At 46.3% G+C, this 18,028-nt stretch carries 19 protein-coding genes and 1 tRNA gene; 8 read left to right on the top strand and 12 right to left on the bottom strand.

Annotated features, from left to right (window positions below; all coding sequences use genetic code 11):
• Nucleotides 1-396 precede the first annotated feature (396 nt).
• The 4 genes from DXN05_RS14725 to DXN05_RS25155 form a co-directional block, all read right to left on the bottom strand.
• Nucleotides 397-579, bottom strand: a complete 183-nt coding sequence (locus DXN05_RS14725; RefSeq protein ID WP_116848040.1) for a DUF3606 domain-containing protein — start codon at nt 577-579, stop codon at nt 397-399.
• Between the two features lie 107 nt (nt 580-686).
• Nucleotides 687-1,085, bottom strand: a complete 399-nt coding sequence (locus DXN05_RS14720; protein WP_116848039.1) for a tautomerase family protein — start codon at nt 1,083-1,085, stop codon at nt 687-689.
• Nucleotides 1,086-1,116: 31 nt separating this feature from the next.
• A complete protein-coding gene (locus tag DXN05_RS14715) occupies nt 1,117-2,034 on the bottom strand; it encodes an NAD(P)-dependent oxidoreductase (RefSeq protein ID WP_262511507.1) in 918 nt (305 codons plus the stop codon).
• A gap of 55 nt (nt 2,035-2,089) precedes the next feature.
• Nucleotides 2,090-2,221, bottom strand: a complete 132-nt coding sequence (locus DXN05_RS25155; RefSeq protein ID WP_262511506.1) for a hypothetical protein — start codon at nt 2,219-2,221, stop codon at nt 2,090-2,092.
• 365 nt (nt 2,222-2,586) lie between these two features.
• Here DXN05_RS25155 and DXN05_RS14700 point away from each other — a divergent pair.
• Nucleotides 2,587-2,660 (top strand) — tRNA-Asp (locus DXN05_RS14700).
• 566 nt (nt 2,661-3,226) lie between these two features.
• Nucleotides 3,227-3,652, top strand: coding sequence for an SMI1/KNR4 family protein (locus tag DXN05_RS14695; protein WP_116848036.1), 426 nt, complete (start codon nt 3,227-3,229; stop codon nt 3,650-3,652).
• 570 nt (nt 3,653-4,222) lie between these two features.
• Here the strand turns inward: DXN05_RS14695 and DXN05_RS14690 are convergent.
• Both DXN05_RS14690 and DXN05_RS25150 read right to left on the bottom strand, forming a co-directional pair.
• Nucleotides 4,223-5,350 (bottom strand): DUF4365 domain-containing protein, encoded by a 1,128-nt coding sequence (locus DXN05_RS14690; RefSeq protein WP_116848035.1) that lies wholly within the window; start codon nt 5,348-5,350, stop codon nt 4,223-4,225.
• A 270-nt stretch (nt 5,351-5,620) separates the two neighbouring features.
• Nucleotides 5,621-5,752 carry a hypothetical protein gene (locus DXN05_RS25150; RefSeq protein WP_262511505.1) on the bottom strand — a complete coding sequence of 44 codons (132 nt, stop codon included), beginning with the start codon at nt 5,750-5,752 and terminating at the stop codon, nt 5,621-5,623.
• 348 nt (nt 5,753-6,100) lie between these two features.
• Between DXN05_RS25150 and DXN05_RS14685 the strand changes: the two genes are divergently transcribed.
• Both DXN05_RS14685 and DXN05_RS14680 read left to right on the top strand, forming a co-directional pair.
• Nucleotides 6,101-7,000 carry an SDR family oxidoreductase gene (locus DXN05_RS14685; RefSeq protein ID WP_116848267.1) on the top strand — a complete coding sequence of 300 codons (900 nt, stop codon included), beginning with the start codon at nt 6,101-6,103 and terminating at the stop codon, nt 6,998-7,000.
• A 39-nt stretch (nt 7,001-7,039) separates the two neighbouring features.
• Complete coding sequence (locus DXN05_RS14680) at nt 7,040-7,963, top strand: helix-turn-helix domain-containing protein (protein ID WP_116848034.1); 924 nt, start codon at nt 7,040-7,042, stop codon at nt 7,961-7,963.
• A 32-nt stretch (nt 7,964-7,995) separates the two neighbouring features.
• Here the strand turns inward: DXN05_RS14680 and DXN05_RS14675 are convergent, their stop codons facing one another.
• Both DXN05_RS14675 and DXN05_RS14670 read right to left on the bottom strand, forming a co-directional pair.
• Complete coding sequence (locus DXN05_RS14675) at nt 7,996-9,273, bottom strand: carboxypeptidase-like regulatory domain-containing protein (RefSeq protein WP_116848033.1); 1,278 nt, start codon at nt 9,271-9,273, stop codon at nt 7,996-7,998.
• Complete coding sequence (locus DXN05_RS14670; RefSeq protein ID WP_116848032.1) at nt 9,260-11,725, bottom strand: TonB-dependent receptor; 2,466 nt, start codon at nt 11,723-11,725, stop codon at nt 9,260-9,262. Before DXN05_RS14670 ends, DXN05_RS14675 begins: the two co-directional genes overlap by 14 nt.
• 179 nt (nt 11,726-11,904) lie before the next feature.
• Between DXN05_RS14670 and DXN05_RS14665 the strand changes: the two genes are divergently transcribed.
• Complete coding sequence (locus DXN05_RS14665; RefSeq protein ID WP_116848031.1) at nt 11,905-12,660, top strand: hypothetical protein; 756 nt, start codon at nt 11,905-11,907, stop codon at nt 12,658-12,660.
• A 41-nt stretch (nt 12,661-12,701) separates the two neighbouring features.
• Nucleotides 12,702-12,911, top strand: coding sequence for a hypothetical protein (locus DXN05_RS14660; protein WP_116848030.1), 210 nt, complete (start codon nt 12,702-12,704; stop codon nt 12,909-12,911).
• A gap of 316 nt (nt 12,912-13,227) precedes the next feature.
• Here DXN05_RS14660 and DXN05_RS14655 read toward each other — a convergent pair whose 3' ends face one another.
• Entirely contained in the window at nt 13,228-14,115 is an 888-nt protein-coding gene (locus DXN05_RS14655; RefSeq protein WP_158559263.1) for a sugar phosphate isomerase/epimerase family protein, read from the bottom strand.
• A 348-nt stretch (nt 14,116-14,463) separates the two neighbouring features.
• On the opposite strand from DXN05_RS14655, the gene DXN05_RS14650 reads away from it, so the two are divergent.
• A complete protein-coding gene (locus tag DXN05_RS14650) occupies nt 14,464-15,249 on the top strand; it encodes an alpha/beta hydrolase (protein WP_116848028.1) in 786 nt (261 codons plus the stop codon).
• A 101-nt stretch (nt 15,250-15,350) separates the two neighbouring features.
• On the opposite strand, the gene DXN05_RS14645 is transcribed toward DXN05_RS14650, so the two are convergent.
• On the bottom strand, nt 15,351-15,677 hold the full coding sequence (locus DXN05_RS14645) for a VOC family protein (protein ID WP_116848027.1): 327 nt from the start codon (nt 15,675-15,677) through the stop codon (nt 15,351-15,353).
• A 118-nt stretch (nt 15,678-15,795) separates the two neighbouring features.
• Here DXN05_RS14645 and DXN05_RS14640 point away from each other — a divergent pair, with 118 nt between their 5' ends.
• Entirely contained in the window at nt 15,796-16,761 is a 966-nt protein-coding gene (locus tag DXN05_RS14640; protein WP_116848026.1) for a GlxA family transcriptional regulator, read from the top strand.
• A 13-nt stretch (nt 16,762-16,774) separates the two neighbouring features.
• On the opposite strand, the gene DXN05_RS25300 is transcribed toward DXN05_RS14640, so the two are convergent.
• Entirely contained in the window at nt 16,775-17,029 is a 255-nt protein-coding gene (locus DXN05_RS25300) for a hypothetical protein (protein WP_158559262.1), read from the bottom strand.
• 77 nt (nt 17,030-17,106) lie between these two features.
• Nucleotides 17,107-18,012 (bottom strand): helix-turn-helix domain-containing protein, encoded by a 906-nt coding sequence (locus DXN05_RS14630; protein ID WP_116848024.1) that lies wholly within the window; start codon nt 18,010-18,012, stop codon nt 17,107-17,109.
• Nucleotides 18,013-18,028 lie beyond the last annotated feature (16 nt).

The following is an 18,028-nucleotide window of genomic DNA, read 5'->3' as shown; positions in this document are numbered from 1 at the left end:
TTGCTCTAAACAGGCTTGCGGCTCGTAGCTCGTAGCTTGCAGCTAAAAGGTGCTTTAAACGTTTAAAATTGGCGGGGAGTGAACGGCGCTTCCTGTAACGGTTACTTATAAAAAGTATAACAAAGGATCGATATTTTAGCTTTTGAGCTGTTCAACGGCTTGCTTAGTTTACGCATATATTAACATGCCTGTCTTTTGCCTGTAACGGGGCAAAAGGACAGGCATCGTTTATTTTATGCCCGGATTGTGTAAAAAATCCACACGTGGCTACACAATGCAGGCTGGTATTGCTTTCCCGGTGATAGCATACACAACAAAGCCGGCATTTTGGCCGGCTTTGTACAGGGCTATAAAAAGGTAACATTGAGATGGTTGCTGGTAATTGATAATCAATTACTATTTGTGTTTGCTCAGGTAATCTTCTACTTTCCTTCTGTCGTTCCCTACCTGTTGAATGGCCTGCTTAACTGCATCTTTTGAAACAAGGTATTTGTCAGCCAGGTACTTTAATTCATAATCCTGATTGGCGGCAACCTGGCTTCTGTCTCTCTGGCCGGCCAATTTTGTGTTGTCTGACATAAACTTTTTCTTTTAGCAGATAAAAAAGTATGCCAGCAGCGATCACCGGACCATTTGGTAAAAACGCAGCAGTGCTTAAAAGACTTTGCCTGCAATGATGGTGGGGGTTAAGGCCTTGTTGTTTCATCAGGTGACCAATCGTTGCTGAAACCGCCGAAGCGTGCATGGTACATTTCGTCTCCCGTATGCTGCGTGAACTCAACATTCAGCTGGTTAACGGCCAGTTGCAGTGTTTCAGTGCAAAGATCAATTAATGTTTTGGCGAGCAGGGCGCGTGTTTCTTTCGGTCTGCCGGCGCGTATATCCAGCATCAGCAGTGCGCCAGGCACAGGTTCGTCATCTGTGCAGCGCCATACCGATCCTTCACCAAGTTCACGTATAGACACTGTAACGCGCTTAACATCTGCCTGCATAATTTCAGCGTATGTTTCGCCCATACGTTTAGCGAGTTGTTGTTTTACCGCGGCAGGGTAGCTGCGGGTTACTTCCAGTTGCAGATAAGGCATAGTGTATTGCTTGTATAAATTACTGAATCAGTTATTTAGCGAACTGTTTAATCACCGCGATAATATCTTCCTCGCCAAAGGCAGCTTCGGCCTGCTGGTAGGTTTGTAAGGCAGTAGCGGCCAGCGGTGTGCTGAAACCTTCTGCCTTGGCCAGGCGCAGGTCTTTGGCAATGTGTTTTAATGCAAATGCTGCCTGGTAATTGTTGTTGAGAATAGCTTCGCCCTTGATTTTGGCAAATGGGTTACCCAACGTGCTATTGTTGAGAATGGCAGTGAAATCTGCAGCCTGCACCCCGTGCTGTTGTGCAAAAGTAAGTGCCTCGGCCAAGGCCTGCGCATGCATGCCCAGCAACAGGTTAATGGCCAGCTTGGCGGTATTGCCTGCGCCCGTGCTGCCAATGTGCATGGTTAACTTGCCCAACTTGTCGAGTATGGGTTTGGCTTTTTCAAACGCATCTTTTTCTCCGCCCACCATAATCACGAGCTGTGCATCCTGCGCCTGTTTTACGCTGCCCGATACCGGTGCATCAAGGTACACATTACCCTGTGCAGCGCATTGTGCGGCCATTTCCTTGCTGATGGCAGGCGATACCGTGCTCATGTTGATGATGAGTTTGCCCTTAACGCCGGCTGCCAGTAAACCGGTTGGTCCGTCGAAAATATCTTCAATGGCTGCATCGTTCGATACCATGATAAACACGGTATCTGTTTGTTGCAGCAATTGCTGTGGCGTGTTTGCTGTGGCTGCGCCGAGTGATTGAATGGTTGCTGCTTTGTCTTTACTGCGGTTGTACACCGTTACCGCATAACCTGCCTTAATCAATTGCTGAGACATGGGGTTGCCCATGTTGCCGAGACCAATCCAGCCGATGGTAGTATTGTTCATCTTGTTGTTTTTATTGGATGTTGAAGTGCAAATGCAAACCCTGTGCGAGCCTGCACGTAACAATTGTTAAAAGTAAAGTTACCGCATATTCTTGCGGATGCGGCTAAGTGATTGCGGCCTAATACCCAGGTACGATGCAATACCGGTTAGCCGAACCTGCAGCCACTTCCGGCTGGCATATCAGGAATTTTTCATCACGCATGGTAGAATCCTCATCCAGGCAGGCATTGCGGGTTTGAATTTTGTTCATAAGCGCCTGCCGGGTTATGTCATTAATGAGGTTGTTCAGGTAAGGAATCTGTTTGTGCAACTCCTGCAACCTGGTTTTGATGGCGCGCTATACGGATGCATCGCATGCGTCGTATATGGTTTCTGCTGCAACAAGGTTATGGGTGAAGCTATGGGAGGGAAGTTTATGCAAAAATGGGCTGGTGTACCGCATGAAACCGTTGCCTGCAAACGTTTCTGGCGATAATGAAATGGGTTTGCCTGCAGCTGGTACTGTTTTTTTGAAAAAAAGCAGGCTTAATTTTGTTTGAAAGAAACAAATCCCCCTATATTTGCACTCCCAAAACGGTACAACGGTAACGGAAATGCTGGAAAAAGGGAACATAAGGATCGGTAGTTCAGTTGGTTAGAATGCCGCCCTGTCACGGCGGAGGTCGCGGGTTCGAGTCCCGTCCGGTCCGCAAGAGGAGCCTATATGGCTCCTTTTTTGTTTTTTTAGACGTAACTGCCCGTCCTACAATAAAAAGGTAATCTGCTTAATTCTGTTTAAATCTACCTAAGTCGGTAGCTATTTCGGTTAGTACGCTCCAACCTTAAATTTACTAACCGAATTTCTTGGAAAAGTATGCTAGAGCTTTTTGGGAAAGAACGTGTTGCAGCCCCAATAAGGGTTGTAGCTGTTTATTCATCAAAAAAATTGTGGGTATGAAAGTAAATCCAAATCTTTCAGTTCTGTTTTGGGGGAACGGAAAGGAGTACAAAGGGGAAAAAAATCTGTACATCCGCATTACCGTTAATGGTCAAAGACGGGGGGATGGCGATGGGCAAAAAAATTACAATGTCTTGCCTCCGATCGTTCTTGGTGGTCCTTTTCGACTACGACGAGTACATAGTTGCAGAACGTGTAAAATCATAAGAAGGGCTAGTGATCAACGACCAAGCTTTTAATTCCTTCCAGATTTCATGAAGCGGAAGTAACACCTTGGTGGAACAACTTACAAAGATCGATTGAACATAAAAAAATGACATGGAACAGCAGCTGTTGGATTTTGTGAATGAATTTGATTTTAATTCTCCAGGGGGCACTGAGGACCAAATTTTGGAGGTGGAATCGAACATTGGTGCTCAATTTCCAAATGACTATAAAGAGTTAATGAAAGCTAATAATGGGGGAGAAGGTTTTGTTGGAGAAGGTTATTTAAGACTTCATAAAGTGGAAGATTTGCTTGAACTTAATGTTTCTATGTTAATACTAATGGAGCAAATTCCTGATTATTTCTTGATCGGTACAGACGGGTCAGGTATGGGATATGCATTTCATAAAATCGATAAATCATATCATAGTTTCGGGCTGATGTCTTCTTTTAAAAATGGAGACTATCTCATCAGGCAAGGAAATAAATTGAGCGAATTGCTTGAGCGGATATATACTGCTACCGAGTTTGATCGATAGGTAGCTTTTTTAAATAAAGAAGCCGTCTCAAAAGTATTTGGGGCGGCTTTTTCAATATTGACCGGTAATACTTAAATACACCGGATTCAACATCGGCAGCCGCATATCAAAATGCTTTAAAGTATCTGCCGTAAATATTTGTTCTGCTGAGCTACAAATTTCCGTTTTTGCTACCTTTTAGTTGGAATTTAACCTACGACGGACCAATTTATTGATGAGTTCGCAAGGAGGCAAAATATTTATTGGAATAGATGACAAGGGAGACATCACAGGCATAGAAAATTATAAAAAACTGATGGATGATATTCCTAATTAAGTTGTCAATCACTTAGGATTGGTTGTAGATATAAATCTGCATCAAAATCGGGTAAACGTTATATTGAAATTAATGTACCAGTTAGCAGTGTGCCGATTTCCTATCATGGTTCTTATCATTACGGAAGTGGTAGTACCAGACAGGAATTAAAGGGTACATCTTTACATAACTTTATTGAGTAAAATGTGGTTGTCATGAGAACGGCAACCAGTACCGGAAGAACTTATGAAATTGGCCGGTAGAATGATGCACAGTTATCCAATGGGCCATAATTCTCCATTCTGAATACTTTCTCGAACACCCAATAGTGCTTCATCTTCGTAACCGCATGGAAATTTTGTCAAGAATTGATGAGCGGTTTCTAATGTTTCTTCGACAGAATGAAACTTCGCAAGTTGCATATACAACCAAAAGCAAAAGTTACGCTTATCTACTTTAAGCTCTTCATTAAATGAGATTTCTTTTAATAAAAGATGTGCATCTTTTACCAAATCAATTACTAATAAAACAATGAAACTAAAGCTTCCTCTATTAATCCCTTCTTGTAAATATGGTAGTGTCAACTCAATCTCTTTCGCCCGAAAATGTTCGGTCATTTGCTGAGAAATATAATATTTCATTTTTTCAGAGGGATAATTCTGAATATTTCCTGAATGCCAAAATACATGAGGATTATTCGTGTAGTTACTAAGTAAACCCAATATATTTCTTCTAATACCCTCTTCCTTAATCTTTGAGAAACTGGAAATAATATAAAACCATGCGGATGGGCGATTTCTATGATTAGAATAAAGTGATTTTAATCCCTCATAACAAATATCAGGATGTTCAATGTCAGCAAACCATTCTAAACTACGACCATAATTTTCATAATTCATATATGCCTCTCGATAATCGAAGCAATATTCTATAAAGGAAGAAAACAATTCTTCTGAGAATTCATTTGTGGCTTCAACACGTATTGAATGATATTCTTGTTCCAATACCTGCGGATTAACCTTCAAATAGGCAGAAATGTCTACCCAAAAAGCTTTATTGATTTCCGGATCATAAACGATACCCACGGTCTGATATAATGCCTGGCTCCAATAGTTTAGATGTGCTTTATCAGTTGGAATTTTATAGCCTTTATTGTCTTTATAGCTGATTCCGCTTTTTAGCTGTGCAAAAACGCCATAATTCAGGGCAATTCCACCTTTTACAAATTCAATGTAACAATCGTTCCCTTGATCATTTTCTCTTAAAAAAGAGTGAAAGATTGAATGGTTATTCTGTACAACGCCCTCAACATATCGGACCCCTAACAGTTCAGTTTTCAAATTTGGATTGCGTGACGTCATAATTAAGTAGCAAAATAATTTTGCAAATAAAGCTACAATCATTTTTTGCTACCTATAGCAAACTTTGGCTTGTGAATGAAAAGAATGGCCCTTGAATTTATCTATCATTCAAATCTCAGCAAATCACTCAAATATTCAATTTCCATTATTTGACTATAATTCAATAACTTAAGGGTATTTTGAGTGTATCTAAAAATGCCAAAAAAGTAAGGGTTCGATTGTAACCCCGTCCGGTCCGCAAAAGCTTCACAGAAATGTGGAGCTTTTTTGCGTTTAAGCATGTTTGCTTTTGTGGATGATGCATTAATTGGGTTAATCTTTGGGCTTGTGTTTATGTGGTTTTAAATCAGGGTGCTTTGGTTTAACTTCAGGAGTAACCCTTCGTCTTTTGTCATCTTTTCCGTCGTCTTTTTTGGGTTTAGGGCCCGGCTTAATGGCTTGCATGTTTCATGTTTTTTAATGATAAGATTAAGTGACTTTACCATTCAAATTTAGCTAATGAAAAAGGAGCGTTTTTACGGTTTCCCGGAATACAAGAAATATTGCCCATATACGTTAAAATCAGGCATACCTGAGCACAATGGTGGCCAAAGAGAACAATGTGTTTCCCATGATTCCGCAGGGCGCTTCTATCAATGAGATCAGGCTCAGGTAACGGGCTGGATTGTTCAATAGTTTGATTGTTCAATTGTTCAATGGCGCTCCGGAGGGGTTTTGGCTAAATCAAAAGCAGATATGGCTAAATCTGCGGACTGGGTGCTTGCGATCTTTGTAACAACAAAAAGGATAGTTATGCGCGTATTTCTTACAGGAGCTACCGGGTTTGTAGGCTCGGCTATTGTTCCGGAATTAATCAATGCAGGTCACGAGGTATTGGGGCTTGCGCGTTCGGAGGCAGCTGCGGATGCATTGCATAAAGCAGGTGCGGCAGTACACATGGGTGATCTTGAAAACCTTGATAGCCTGCGAAGCGGGGCCGCGGTAGCAGATGGTGTAATACATACCGGCTTTGTGCACGATTTTACCAGGTTTAAGGAAGTGTGCGAAATAGACAAGCTTGCTATTGAAACCATGGGTTCGGTATTGGCGGGTTCGGGCCGGCCGCTTATTGTTACCTCGGGTTCTGCGCTGGTAAGTCCCGGCCAACTGGCTACAGAAGATATGATGCCGCCATTTAACCCCGCATGGCCACGTGCGTCTGAGCAAATGGCGGATGCTGTGGCTGCGCTTGGCGTAAAGGCTTCTGCGATGCGTTTGTCACCCTCTGTGCACGGGGAAGGTGACCTGCATGGGTTTGTTCCCATACTTGTTAAGCTTGCGCGTGAAAAGGGTGTTTCTGCCTATATAGGTGAGGGCGCCAACCGCTGGAACGCTGTACACCGGCTGGATGCAGCGCGTTTGTACAGGCTTGCGCTGGAGAATCCTGATGCAGGCATCCGCTTTCATGCGGTGGCAGAAGAAGCCATCACTTTTAAAACCATCGCAGCATTAATAGGCAAACAACTGGGTGTTCCGGTAGTGTCAATAGCACCCGAAGAAGCGGCCGCGCATTTCAGCTGGTTTGCAGGCTTTGCCGGGATTGATTGCCCTGCATCGGGTGCAATTACCAGGGAACGTTTGAACTGGACGCCTGTGCACCAGACATTGATTGCAGACCTGGAACAGGGCGTTTACACCCATGCAATCAAATAAGCAGGTGAACATCATTGCCACAAAATTGTAACTTGTAGTATGAGCAGCAGCAAACTTTCGTACCGGTTTAAAACCATTACCGAATACCACCGGATGGCCCAACTGCCTGCACCGGCGCATCCACTGGTGAGTGTGGTGAATGTGGAAGACGTAACGCCGCTCGCCACAGAAGGCTCGTTCAGCATCATCTTTGATTTCTATTGTATCTCGATGAAACGGATGCCGGAAGGCCGCTTTAAATATGGTCAGCAGACCAGCGATTTTGATGAAGGTGTATTGTTCTTTACCGCACCGGGGCAGGTATTTGGCATTGAACTGGACAAAGGAGTAAAACATCATCCCCACGGCTGGATGATCCTGTTTCACCCTGACCTGTTGTGGAATACGCCGCTTGCCAAAACCATTAAGCGGTACGAGTTTTTTGATTATTCTGTTTATGAAGCATTATACCTGTCTGACAAAGAAGAGGCTATGCTTACAGGCATTGCGCGGCAGGTAGAACAGGAGTATCAGTTTAACATAGACCGGTTTACACAGAACGTGGTTGTTGCGCAACTGGAACTGCTGCTGAGTTATGCGGAACGTTTTTACCAGCGGCAGTTTGTAACACGGAAAGCCGCCAGTCATGAGATTCTAAGCAGGATGGAAGATCTTATTGCCACCTACTTTAACAGCGGTGCTTTGGCAAAACAGGGGCTGCCCAGTGTGACCTGGCTTGCCGAAACACTGCATATTTCCCCGGGCTACCTCAGCGGCCTGCTAAAATCACTTACAGGGCAAAGCACGCAGCAACACCTGCACGATAAACTGATTGAACTGGCAAAGGAAAAACTTACCACCACGCATCTTTCCGTAAGTGAAATTGCCTATGAGCTGGGGTTTGAGCATCTGCAATCATTCAGCAAGCTGTTTAAAACGAAGACCAATTTCTCACCGCTGGCATTCAGGCAACATTTTAATTGAAGTGAGAGTGATGGATTGTTGCAGTAGCGGCGTCAAGGTTCATAATCATAGGGCAGGCGTGTAGCCAGGCGCTCCCACCAGCCCCAGAAGCCGGTGAGCAGGAGGTCTACATTGTTGAAGTAGCCGTTTTCCTTTATTTCAAGGGGCATGTTGTGCGTAAGCTGTAATTCTGTAACAGGATAGGTACGCAGGCTGTTGAGTTCATCTGAAGAGAGATGGTATTGCCTGTTTTTAAAATGCGTGTATGCAAGGGGTTCTTTTATTTTGCTGCAGGTTACCTGCAGGTAGTCTGTGAAATGCAATAGTACGGTGCTGCTGTCTGTATCTTGAGCAATGTCTTTGAAATTCACCAGCTCCATGTGCAGGTTTTCAGATCGGTCGTCCTGTGCCAGCACGCTGCGGTAGTATTGCAGTGAATCGCGCGGGAACAGTTTTTCGGCCTGCCGGTGCATGGCTACCTGGTTAATGGCCCCCGGGCCTGCCGCATCTTTCACCTGTTCAAAAGCCTGCCGGTATAATAACTGCACGCGTGTTTTTTCTGCATTGGGCTTTTGTTCGCGCACACGCACCTGGTATCCTTCGTTTTTAAAATTGTGCTGGTACAAGGTGCGCATAAAACGCAGCAGCGAATACTGGTATACCCCTTCGCGCTGTTGTTTCCACTGCAGTTGTTCGGCTTCGGTGCCATTAAGCTCGGTGAATAAATTGTAGGCCTGGTAATCCAACGACTGATCGGCTGTATTGTACCAGAAATCAGCCAGTGTTACAGTAATGTGATAGCCCAGCGCTTTGTTATCTGCCTGCAAAGGTGCGCTGGCATAGGCACGCAGCAGTTTGGTTTTGCTGTTGTATGTGAAATGCAAAACATCGGTATTGGTGATGGTGCATTGAGCAGCATAGGCAGAGCCGCCGATGAATGCTTCTGTAAACAGCCTTCCCCATTTTTTCCAGCCATCTTTATCATACCTGCCTACTACCACGCCTTCCAGCTCATTTAACTGCGGCTGCAGTTTAAACAGGTATGTTTTGCCGCGCAGGGTTTCAGGTATGGTATACTCCAGTGCTTCATAACCGGCATAGGAGAGTATTAGTGTTACATCCCCGGCAGGCAGTTTATCCAGCACAAAATTGCCGGCTGCGTCGGTACGGGTGCCGGTAGTGGTGTTGGAGATAAATACGCTTACCTGCTGCAGCGGTGTTTCAGTTTCTGATACCACTTTGCCGGTAATCCTTTCCTGGCACAGGGCACAGGCGGATAACAGCAACAGGCATGGCAGCAGCAGGTAACGGATGAATTTATTGTACTTCATAGGTGACTACCTGTTTTGCGGGTTTACCATTGTCACTTAATCCTTCTATTATTATTTGGTGTACGCCGGTGTTATCTGCATTGCGAAACTGTATGGTTGCCGTGCCGTTTTCGCCGGTGCGTATCACCGGTTTCCAGTAAATGGTACTGCGTATGTCTTTTCCGCCGTCAACGGCATAATCAGGTATATAAAATTCGCGTACTGCAGAATAGCCCATGGCTTTTACAAACAACACTCCTTCGGGCAGCTTGTTTGTTTGCGCAGACTGGTCGTTCACTTTGTCGTAATCAATACCGCCTTTTTTAGTGGTGATGATTAACAGGCCGTTTCCGCCTTTTGTGCCGTATGCAGCCAGGTACCTGCCGCTGCGCAATACTTCTATGCTTTGTACATCTGCGGCATTGAAGCTGCGCATATCCAGGCCGGTTGCAGCAGTCATTTCCACGCCATCCAGCAGTACAGTCATCGGTTGTTCGTTAAAGCCTGATGCCATAAAAGGCTGCAGGGCTACTACGCGCGAGGGGCGTATGCTTTTGTCTTCAATAAATTTGAATCTGACCCCGGTAATACGCCCTTCAAGACAGCTGGCGAGGTTGTGACAGTTCTTCAGATCTTCATAGGTGAGAACCTGGTCTGCCTGGCCTGGCCCATTCAGGTTCAGCGAAGGGGCTACGGCCTCCTGCACGCGGCTCTGGCGTTTGCTGCGCACCACCACTTCTTCCAGTTCGCGGCCGGCATCCTGCTGTTGTTTGCGGTGTGCAGCCAGCACCGGCTGGTTTAGTGTGATGTAGTGTTGCAGAGCCTGTTCGTGGCTGTTATTGTGCCATGCAGCGGGCAATACGGCAGGGGCAAGCCATTCATTGAGTTGTATGGTGGCCCTGCTGTTGGTGGCCAGCGGGGTTTGCAGTACGTAGGAGGACTGATCGGTAAACTGCACATCGTCAAACACGAACTCACCGGCTGTTCCGGTCACGGTATCCATCATGTATCCATCGCCCTGTTGCGGTAACAGGGTAATGCGTGCGCCAGGCAGGGGCTTACCTGTGGCGGATATTATTTTGCCGCGCAGGGCAAGTCCTTTTTCAGCAGGGAATGCAATGGGGGGAAACTGGTTGGCCTGTAGGGCTGTCCAGCTAAAGCGGCGCCAGCCCTGGGTTAACAGCAGGTTGTCGAGGTCGTTGGCACGGGTGGTATCGTCACCGGTAAAATAATAGCCGGGCTGTTCTATATAACCGCGGATATCAGCCGTAAGCAGCAACGAAGAAACAATAGATGCATCTTCCGGCTGTAACGGCTTTACCATACCGGCATCTGTTACAGCAAGGGAAAAATTGCCGCTTACCGGGCTGGCATGTATATCGGTTACGGTGAGTGTAAGTGTTACAGGTTCACGCGGGCGATATACTTTTTTATCGGTAGCGGCGGCTACATGCAATGTGTCGTGATGGTTTACAAACACCAGCCGTTCCGCCACCGGTATGCCTTCTGCTGTAAACAACGTAAACTGTGCAATACCTGTCGGGAATTTGTTCCTGGATATGTTTACGGAAGCCTCGCCGTTCAAAAGGGAAATGGTTGTGCTAAAAAAGGGTTTGTTGTTGCAAAGTCCCAATAGGGTTGCCTGGCCCGCAGTTACACCGGCTGTTGCAATGTGCAGCTTTACCTGGGCACTGTCCCTGTTGTCTGCTGCCAGCATATAACCTGTTTTCAGGGCCTGTGGCAGGCTTACCTGTGCGGTAGCGCCATTGGCATAGGTAATGCCTGCTGTATACACATGCCCGGGCTGCGGGGTAAATACAAAACTGCCCATTCCGCCAAACCCGCTGCTGAAGGGTACTACAGCTGTTCCTGTTTCATCGGTAACCTGGCCTTTTATGGCAATGGAGCGGCCATTGCTGCCCACGGCTTTAAATGCCATGCGTGCCGGCAGGCCTTCCAGCATTTGCCCGCCTTCAGGGAAAAACTGTGTAACGGCCGGACGGGAAGTTTTGTCTGTTGCCTTTTGGGTATTGCTGCTGCTGCCGATAGGGATTGTCTTGTCAAAAAACCAGTCTGACGAAAAATTGCGCATCCAGGCAGTGTAGGCGCGCAGCCGGTAGTTGCCGGGCGGCAGTGAATCGGGCAATGCCATGCTGCCTGTGGCCATACCATCGGTAACAGGGCTGCGCAGGGTATGGCTGATGTGCTGGTGTTCATCAATCAAATCAGCATACAAAACATTGCTGATGGCAGACGGAAGGTTTTTTTCGGCGTTTACCACATAGCCTTTAAAATACAAAGTATCGCCTGCCATGTAATAGGGCTTATCTGTATGCAGGTACACTTTTTCCTGCGGGTATGTTTTCCTGAATTTATCTATTACACGGGTAATGGCCGGCAGGGGATCGCCGGGCAGCCAGGCGGCAGTGCACAGGAAGGCGGGCAATAATAACAATCCTATTCTTTTATTCATTGGCAGCAGAGCGTTGAACTAAATATAAATATTTTTATGTCCAAAACCGAAGCACACCAACAGAAAGATGGGTATATTTATTTACGTGTTCGTGTGACACGAATTGCACAGCATAAATCGCATTTTTTGCGATTGTAAAGTGTGCTTTTAAACGATTGCATCTATCAATTACGGAAGCCATGAAAAGAACATTGTTATTCGCCTGTTGCCTGCTGTTGTTTGCCTGTGTACATGCGCAGCTTACGGGCAGTCCGCAGATTACTGCTGCCGGCAACCTGGGGCAGTATCTCTCTAAAAGCATCGCCAATGAAGTGGACGCGCGTAAAGCAAAAGAAGGTGGTCCGCTGCTGGAGTTTAATAATGCAGAAAACACCATTGGTACGCGTTTCCTGTTTAATACCTGGGTACAGGGCGATAGTGTGATTAACAACCAGGGCGCCTACATTAATACCACCGGCTTTGCGTTTAATTTCGACAAAGTATCGGGCAACCTGATTGCCTCGCAGGATAAAATCAATATTATGGCGGTAGTGCCCGATGGCATCAGTTCGTTTATACTGCAATACATGAACCGCAACTTTGTATTTGAGCATGTAAAGCAGATTGATGCATCACACTTTTTCCTGGCGCTGGCAAAAAGCGAACACAAGTACTCACTGTACAAGCTGTTTGCAACCAAGTTTATTGCCTCGAACTACCACGATGACGGCATTATGCAAAGCGGTAAAAAGGAAAATGAGTATAAGGAGGAAAGCAGTTTTTACCTGTTGAATAAAACAACCGGCGCTGTTACACCGCTGCCGCTGAAGGCCAGGGCTATCAAGGCTGCAATGGATGCAGACAAGGACAAGGTGAACAAGTATTTTCATGACCACAGCGAAGAAGAAGTAGACGAGAACTTTATTACAGGGCTTGTTAACAACATTAACGGGTAAGCTGTAATGGTGTATATTGCACGCCCTTAATTCCGGATGCTATGACACAAGAACTTTTTTCCTGGTATGAGAACCGCCAGTATTTCTTTAAGCTGGAACCTTCGTCAACGAAAGACCAGGTGCAGATTATGATGTACAATACCCTGTATACGTTTGTGAAAAAACCGGAAGGCTGGCGCAATCACGATAGCAACAAGATGGAGCTGGCGCAGGGGTTGCTGGAGGAGGTGATTAAGACGATAATGGCGTGATAGGGAGTGGTGAATAGTGAGTAGTGAGTGGTGAATAGTGAGTGGTCAATAGTGAATAAAACGGTGCATTACTTCTTTGGAAGCTTTGGCGCGCTTTTTTAGGGAGGACTGCTGTGCATGGACAATCAATGTTGTTTAGTTAAGCGTGATAGATATTTTTACCGCAAAGAAACACAAAGGGAAAACCCGCAAAGGTCACAAAGAACTGTGAACTAAACTAAATTGGCAATAGTGAATAAAACGGCGCATTACTTCTTGGAAGTGATGCGCCGTTTTTGTTTTGGCTGGCTAATTGCTATCAGCTAACAGCTATCCGCTATTTCAGCTTGCTGGTTTGTTCGTCGAAGTATTGTTTGGTGAAAATAACGTCGGGCAGGTTGTGGTACCAGTTTGATTCGTGTTCGATAGACATCATGCCGGTGAAGTTCTGGCGTTTGAGTTCGGCGAATACGGGAGGCAGGTCGATAACACCTTTTGTTACTACAGTGTCGGCTGCTTTGGGGTCGTCAAATTTCACGATGTCTTTCAGGTGTGCACCGTAGATGTGGCCTTCCAGTTTTTTCAGGCAGTCTACCGGGTTCAGGCCATTGCGGGCCCAGTGACCAATATCGGCGCAGGCGCCAATGTTCGGATGGCCCTGTATGGCGGCCAGCACTGAATCGGGGTGCCAGTATACATTGGGTTTGGGATGGTCGTGGATGGCTACTTTTATACCGTATGCGCCGGCCAGGCTGTCGACCATGCCCCATTGACTTTTGATGGGTTCTGAGGTAATATAACTGAGGCCGAAGTATTTGGCCAGCTCGAATGCCTTAATCCATTCGGCTTTGTCTTTCGGCACAATTACGCCCATGGCAACGATGCTGATGCCTTTTTTAGCCAGCAGGTCTTTTACTTTGGTTTTTTCTTCGTCGGTCATGTCGCCGCCGAATTTGCCTTTCATACCGGCGCCCAAATCCTGGCCCCAGAAAGCTTCAATGTTTTTAATACCTGCGCTGTCCACTTTGTCCAGCGCGTCGGCAAAGGGGAACACACGGAAAGTCCACATCTGCACGCCAATCCTGTAGTTAACGCCGGTGGCGGTTGTGGTGGAATCTTTGGCGGCGGTGCTGTCTGCGGTGTTTTTTGAATCAGTGCCCGAGCCGCAGGCGGCAACAGACGCGGCACATAGTAATCCTAACAGGTAGGAGGGGATCTTCTGCATGGTGCAATCTTGGTTTGATGAATAATATTCTGGCATTCAAGATAAAGAATTGTTCGCTTACGGGGCGTTTTTAGGCAAAACTTCGGTGGATGGGTGTTTAATGTTGGAAGTTTAAGGTTTAAAGTTGTTTTTGGGCTGCTTGCAAAGTGATAGCAACCTGCTGTGTGTGGTAAATAATTTACGTATGGCCGTTAGCCGTATCGTTAAATGCAGTTCTGTTCGCGACAGTGAATGCCTGGTTCAGGTGTAAAAATGCCCTGTTCACAGCCTTGTTCTGCGGTTATGTTCAGGTGGTGTATAATTTTGCTTTCGAAGACAACGGATCATCATCTTACAAAATAAACAAACATGAAAACGCAGATCAGATTTGGTAAATCATTGTTATTTGCAGCCCTTGCTTCATTGTGCTCTTTCGGTTCTTTAAAAAGCATGGCACAGGGCAGTTCCAAAATCAAAAATATTGTTATTGTGCATGGTGCTTTTGCTGATGCATCGGGCTGGGAAGGTGTATATAAAATACTGACAAAACACGGATACCATGTTACCCTGGTTCAAAACCCTTTAACCTCACTGAATGATGATGTACAGGCTGCCACAAGAGCGCTGGACAAGCAGGACGGACCTGCTGTGCTGGTAGGCCATTCATGGGGCGGATCGGTGATTACACAGGCCGGTGTATCGCCTAAGGTAGCAAGCCTGGTATATGTGGCTGCCTTTGCACCTGAAGTTGGTCAGTCAACACTGGATGTATATCAATCTGGTCCGGCATTGCCTAAAAACGGCATCCTGCCTGCTGATGCAAACGGTATCGTTTATTTCGACAAAGCGCTGTTTAACGAGTGTTTTGCAGGCGATGTTAACCTGGCCAAAGCAGCCTTTATGTTCGATTCGCAGCAGCCGATCGTGGGCGCCTGCTTTACTGCACCTATTGCCCAGGCTGCATGGAAAACCAAACCTTCCTATGCAATTGTTGCTACAGAAGACAAAGCCATTAATCCTGTACTGGAAAGAACCATGTACCAGCACATTGGTGCAAAAGTAACCGAAGTAAAAGCCAGCCATGTGGTATATATATCACAGCCCGAAGCAGTGGCCAAAGTAATTGAAGCAGCCGCACAGGGTGCTGCCAAATAAACTACTGACATAAAAAGGCGGATGGCCTTGCAGCAGGAATAGATACTGCTGCAAGGCCATTTGTTATAGTGGCCTGTGGCTTCCGGTACGGAATTGCGTGCTTATTGCTGGTGCAGGCACAAACCATTGCCATCCGGGTCTTTCAGCCAGGCAAAACGTCCCCATGGCTGCGTATCTATATTGCCCACGGTAATGCCTTTGGCAGTGAAATGGGCTATATCTTTTTCCATGTTTTCCGTTTCTATAATAATGCCATGGAACTTCATGAGGGCAATAGAAGTGGGCTGACCGGGAAGCCCCAGCTGCAGCCAGGTTTGGCCATGGTCTGCAGGTGCTTCCACAATTACTTCAAAGCCGAGCTGCAGGTAAAAGTCTTTCGCCTTCTGCTGGTCGGCCACCGGGATAATGATGATTTCAAGTGCTTTCATTTGTACCTGTTTGATTAGTGTATGCTGCAAAAATAGTGACGGAAAAGCGGGTTGTCTCATGGGGAATACGACAATCTTACCTGTTGAATGCGTCAGGTTTTTCAGATATCTTTAGTACATGAAGCATGTTACCATACTGGCTTTACACGATGCTGCCATTAACTGCGTTGACAGTTGTTTCCAGATACTCACCAGGGTAAACGATTTTTTGCGTTACCAGGGCAAGGCGTCTTTTTACGAGGTAACAATTGCAGGCCTGCAGAAAACCACTTCCTTAAACAATGGCCTGTACACAATTCATACAACCGCAGGCATACACGGGATTGCACATACAGATGTAATTGTGATACCGATTACCTGTGGACATTTCCCTGAATCCGTTAAACGCAATGCACAGTTTATTGATTGGGTGCGCGCCATGTATAAAAACGGCACTGAGATTGTGAGCCTGTGCGTAGGTTCTTTTTTCCTTGCAGCTACCGGCCTGCTGCATCATAAAGAATGTGCCGTACACTGGGCAGCCAGGAATGAATTCAGCGCAATGTTTCCTGATGTGCGTGTGATAGATGACCGCCTGATTACAGATGCAGATGGCATTTACACCTGCGGTGGCGCTTACTCGTACCTGAACCTGTTGCTATATATTATCGAGAAACACCTGAACAGGGAAATGGCAGTGCTGGCTTCCAAAATGTTTGAGATAGATATGGACAGGAGCAGCCAGCATCCTTTTGTAATTTTCCTGGGGCAAAAGCATCATGCAGATAAAAATGTACTGGAAGCGCAACAGTATATTGAGCAGCACTACGAACAGAAACTGACTGTTGAAGCAATATGCGCAAAAGCCGGTATGGGCAGAAGAACCTTTGAGCGGCGGTTTAAGAAGCTTACCGGTAATTCAATTGTGGAATACATTCAACGCGTAAAGGTAGAAGCCGTTAAAAAGCAGCTGGAACAAGGCCGCAAGACCATCAATGAAATTGTGTACGAAGTGGGCTATAACGATATTAATGCATTCAGGGATGTGTTTAAGCGATGCACAGGCTTGTCACCGCTGGAATACAGGCGGAAGTTTGGCGTGTGAGGTGATGTCACTCTCACCTCGTCTGCCCCGGCGGCCTCAGCACTATCTCATTCACATTAATATTACCTGGCTGACTAATGCCGTAAATCACCGCATAGGCAATAGCTTCTTCATCCATTTTGGGCATGTTGGTTAAGTTGCCGTACAGGGCTTTTACTTTAGGACTGGTAATATCGTGCCCCAGTTCGGATTGGGCGGCACCCTGCTGCACCAGTTTGCGTGCGGTAGCTTCGCCCATGCCGCTGCTGGCACCTGTTATCACTACCACTTTCCATTGTGCGTGTATTTACACAACAAAGGTAGCCGGCACGCGGCCGTTAAAAATTATGCCATTCAATCCCAAATTTATGATCTGGCAATTACTGCCTGTTTCCTGAAATGATTAGGCGTTTCGCCGGTCTGCTTTTTAAAGAAGATATTGAAGTTGGCCGGGTGCTCAAAGCCAAGACAATAGCCGATGGAGGCAATATCCCAGTCGCTGTGCAGCAGCAGGGCCTTGGCTTCTTTCAGTAAGCGTTCTGCAAGTATAACAGAAGTTGTTTTGCCGGTTACCTCCTTCAGTATTTTGTTGAGGTGATTGGTGTGTATGGCTAAAGCCTCCGCGTATTCACCTGCGTTTTTTAGTTGCAATGCATGCTGTGGCGAGGTAACCGGGAACTGCCGCTCCAGCAGTTCCAGGAACATACCGGCAATGCGGTGGGCAGAAGAGCCGGGCTGGTACTGTGGTTCGGCAGGCGTTATCTTCAGCGCTTCGTGCATTAACAGGTGCACGTAACTGCGCAACAGGTCGTATTTATTGGGGTAGGCAGATTGTATTTCTTTCCGCATCTGCTCAAATATACCTGCCAGGAAATCGGTGGATTGCTGCGAAGGAAACACCACCGTGCTGCTGTTGATTTTAAACAACGGGGATTGCGAAAGAATGTTTGTTTTAAGCTGGTGGGTCACAAACGCTTCGGTGAACATGCAGAAATAACCGGTTTGCCGCTTGCCCAGGCTTTGCCAAAAATAGGGCATCAGGGGATTGCTGAATACCAGGGCGTTGTTGTTGATGTGAATGGATTTGTCTGCATAGGTAATAATACCCCTGGTGTTCAGTACCAGTGAAATTTTATAAAAGTCACGCCTGAGCGGTGGAGCGGCTGCGCCCTGGCTCAGGCGGTTTATTTTATATACATTAAACTGCCCTGCATCTGAATAGTGTTTGCCCTGCCGTTCAAGAAATTCCCCTGCTGTTTCTGTTTTGCGCATGGAGCAAAGTTATGCA

It is taken from the genome of Deminuibacter soli, from assembly GCF_003412455.1.
Lineage (GTDB): Bacteria > Bacteroidota > Bacteroidia > Chitinophagales > Chitinophagaceae > Deminuibacter > Deminuibacter soli.
Note: the sequence above shows the minus strand (reverse complement) of the source record. Positions and strands in the feature narration are given on the sequence as shown.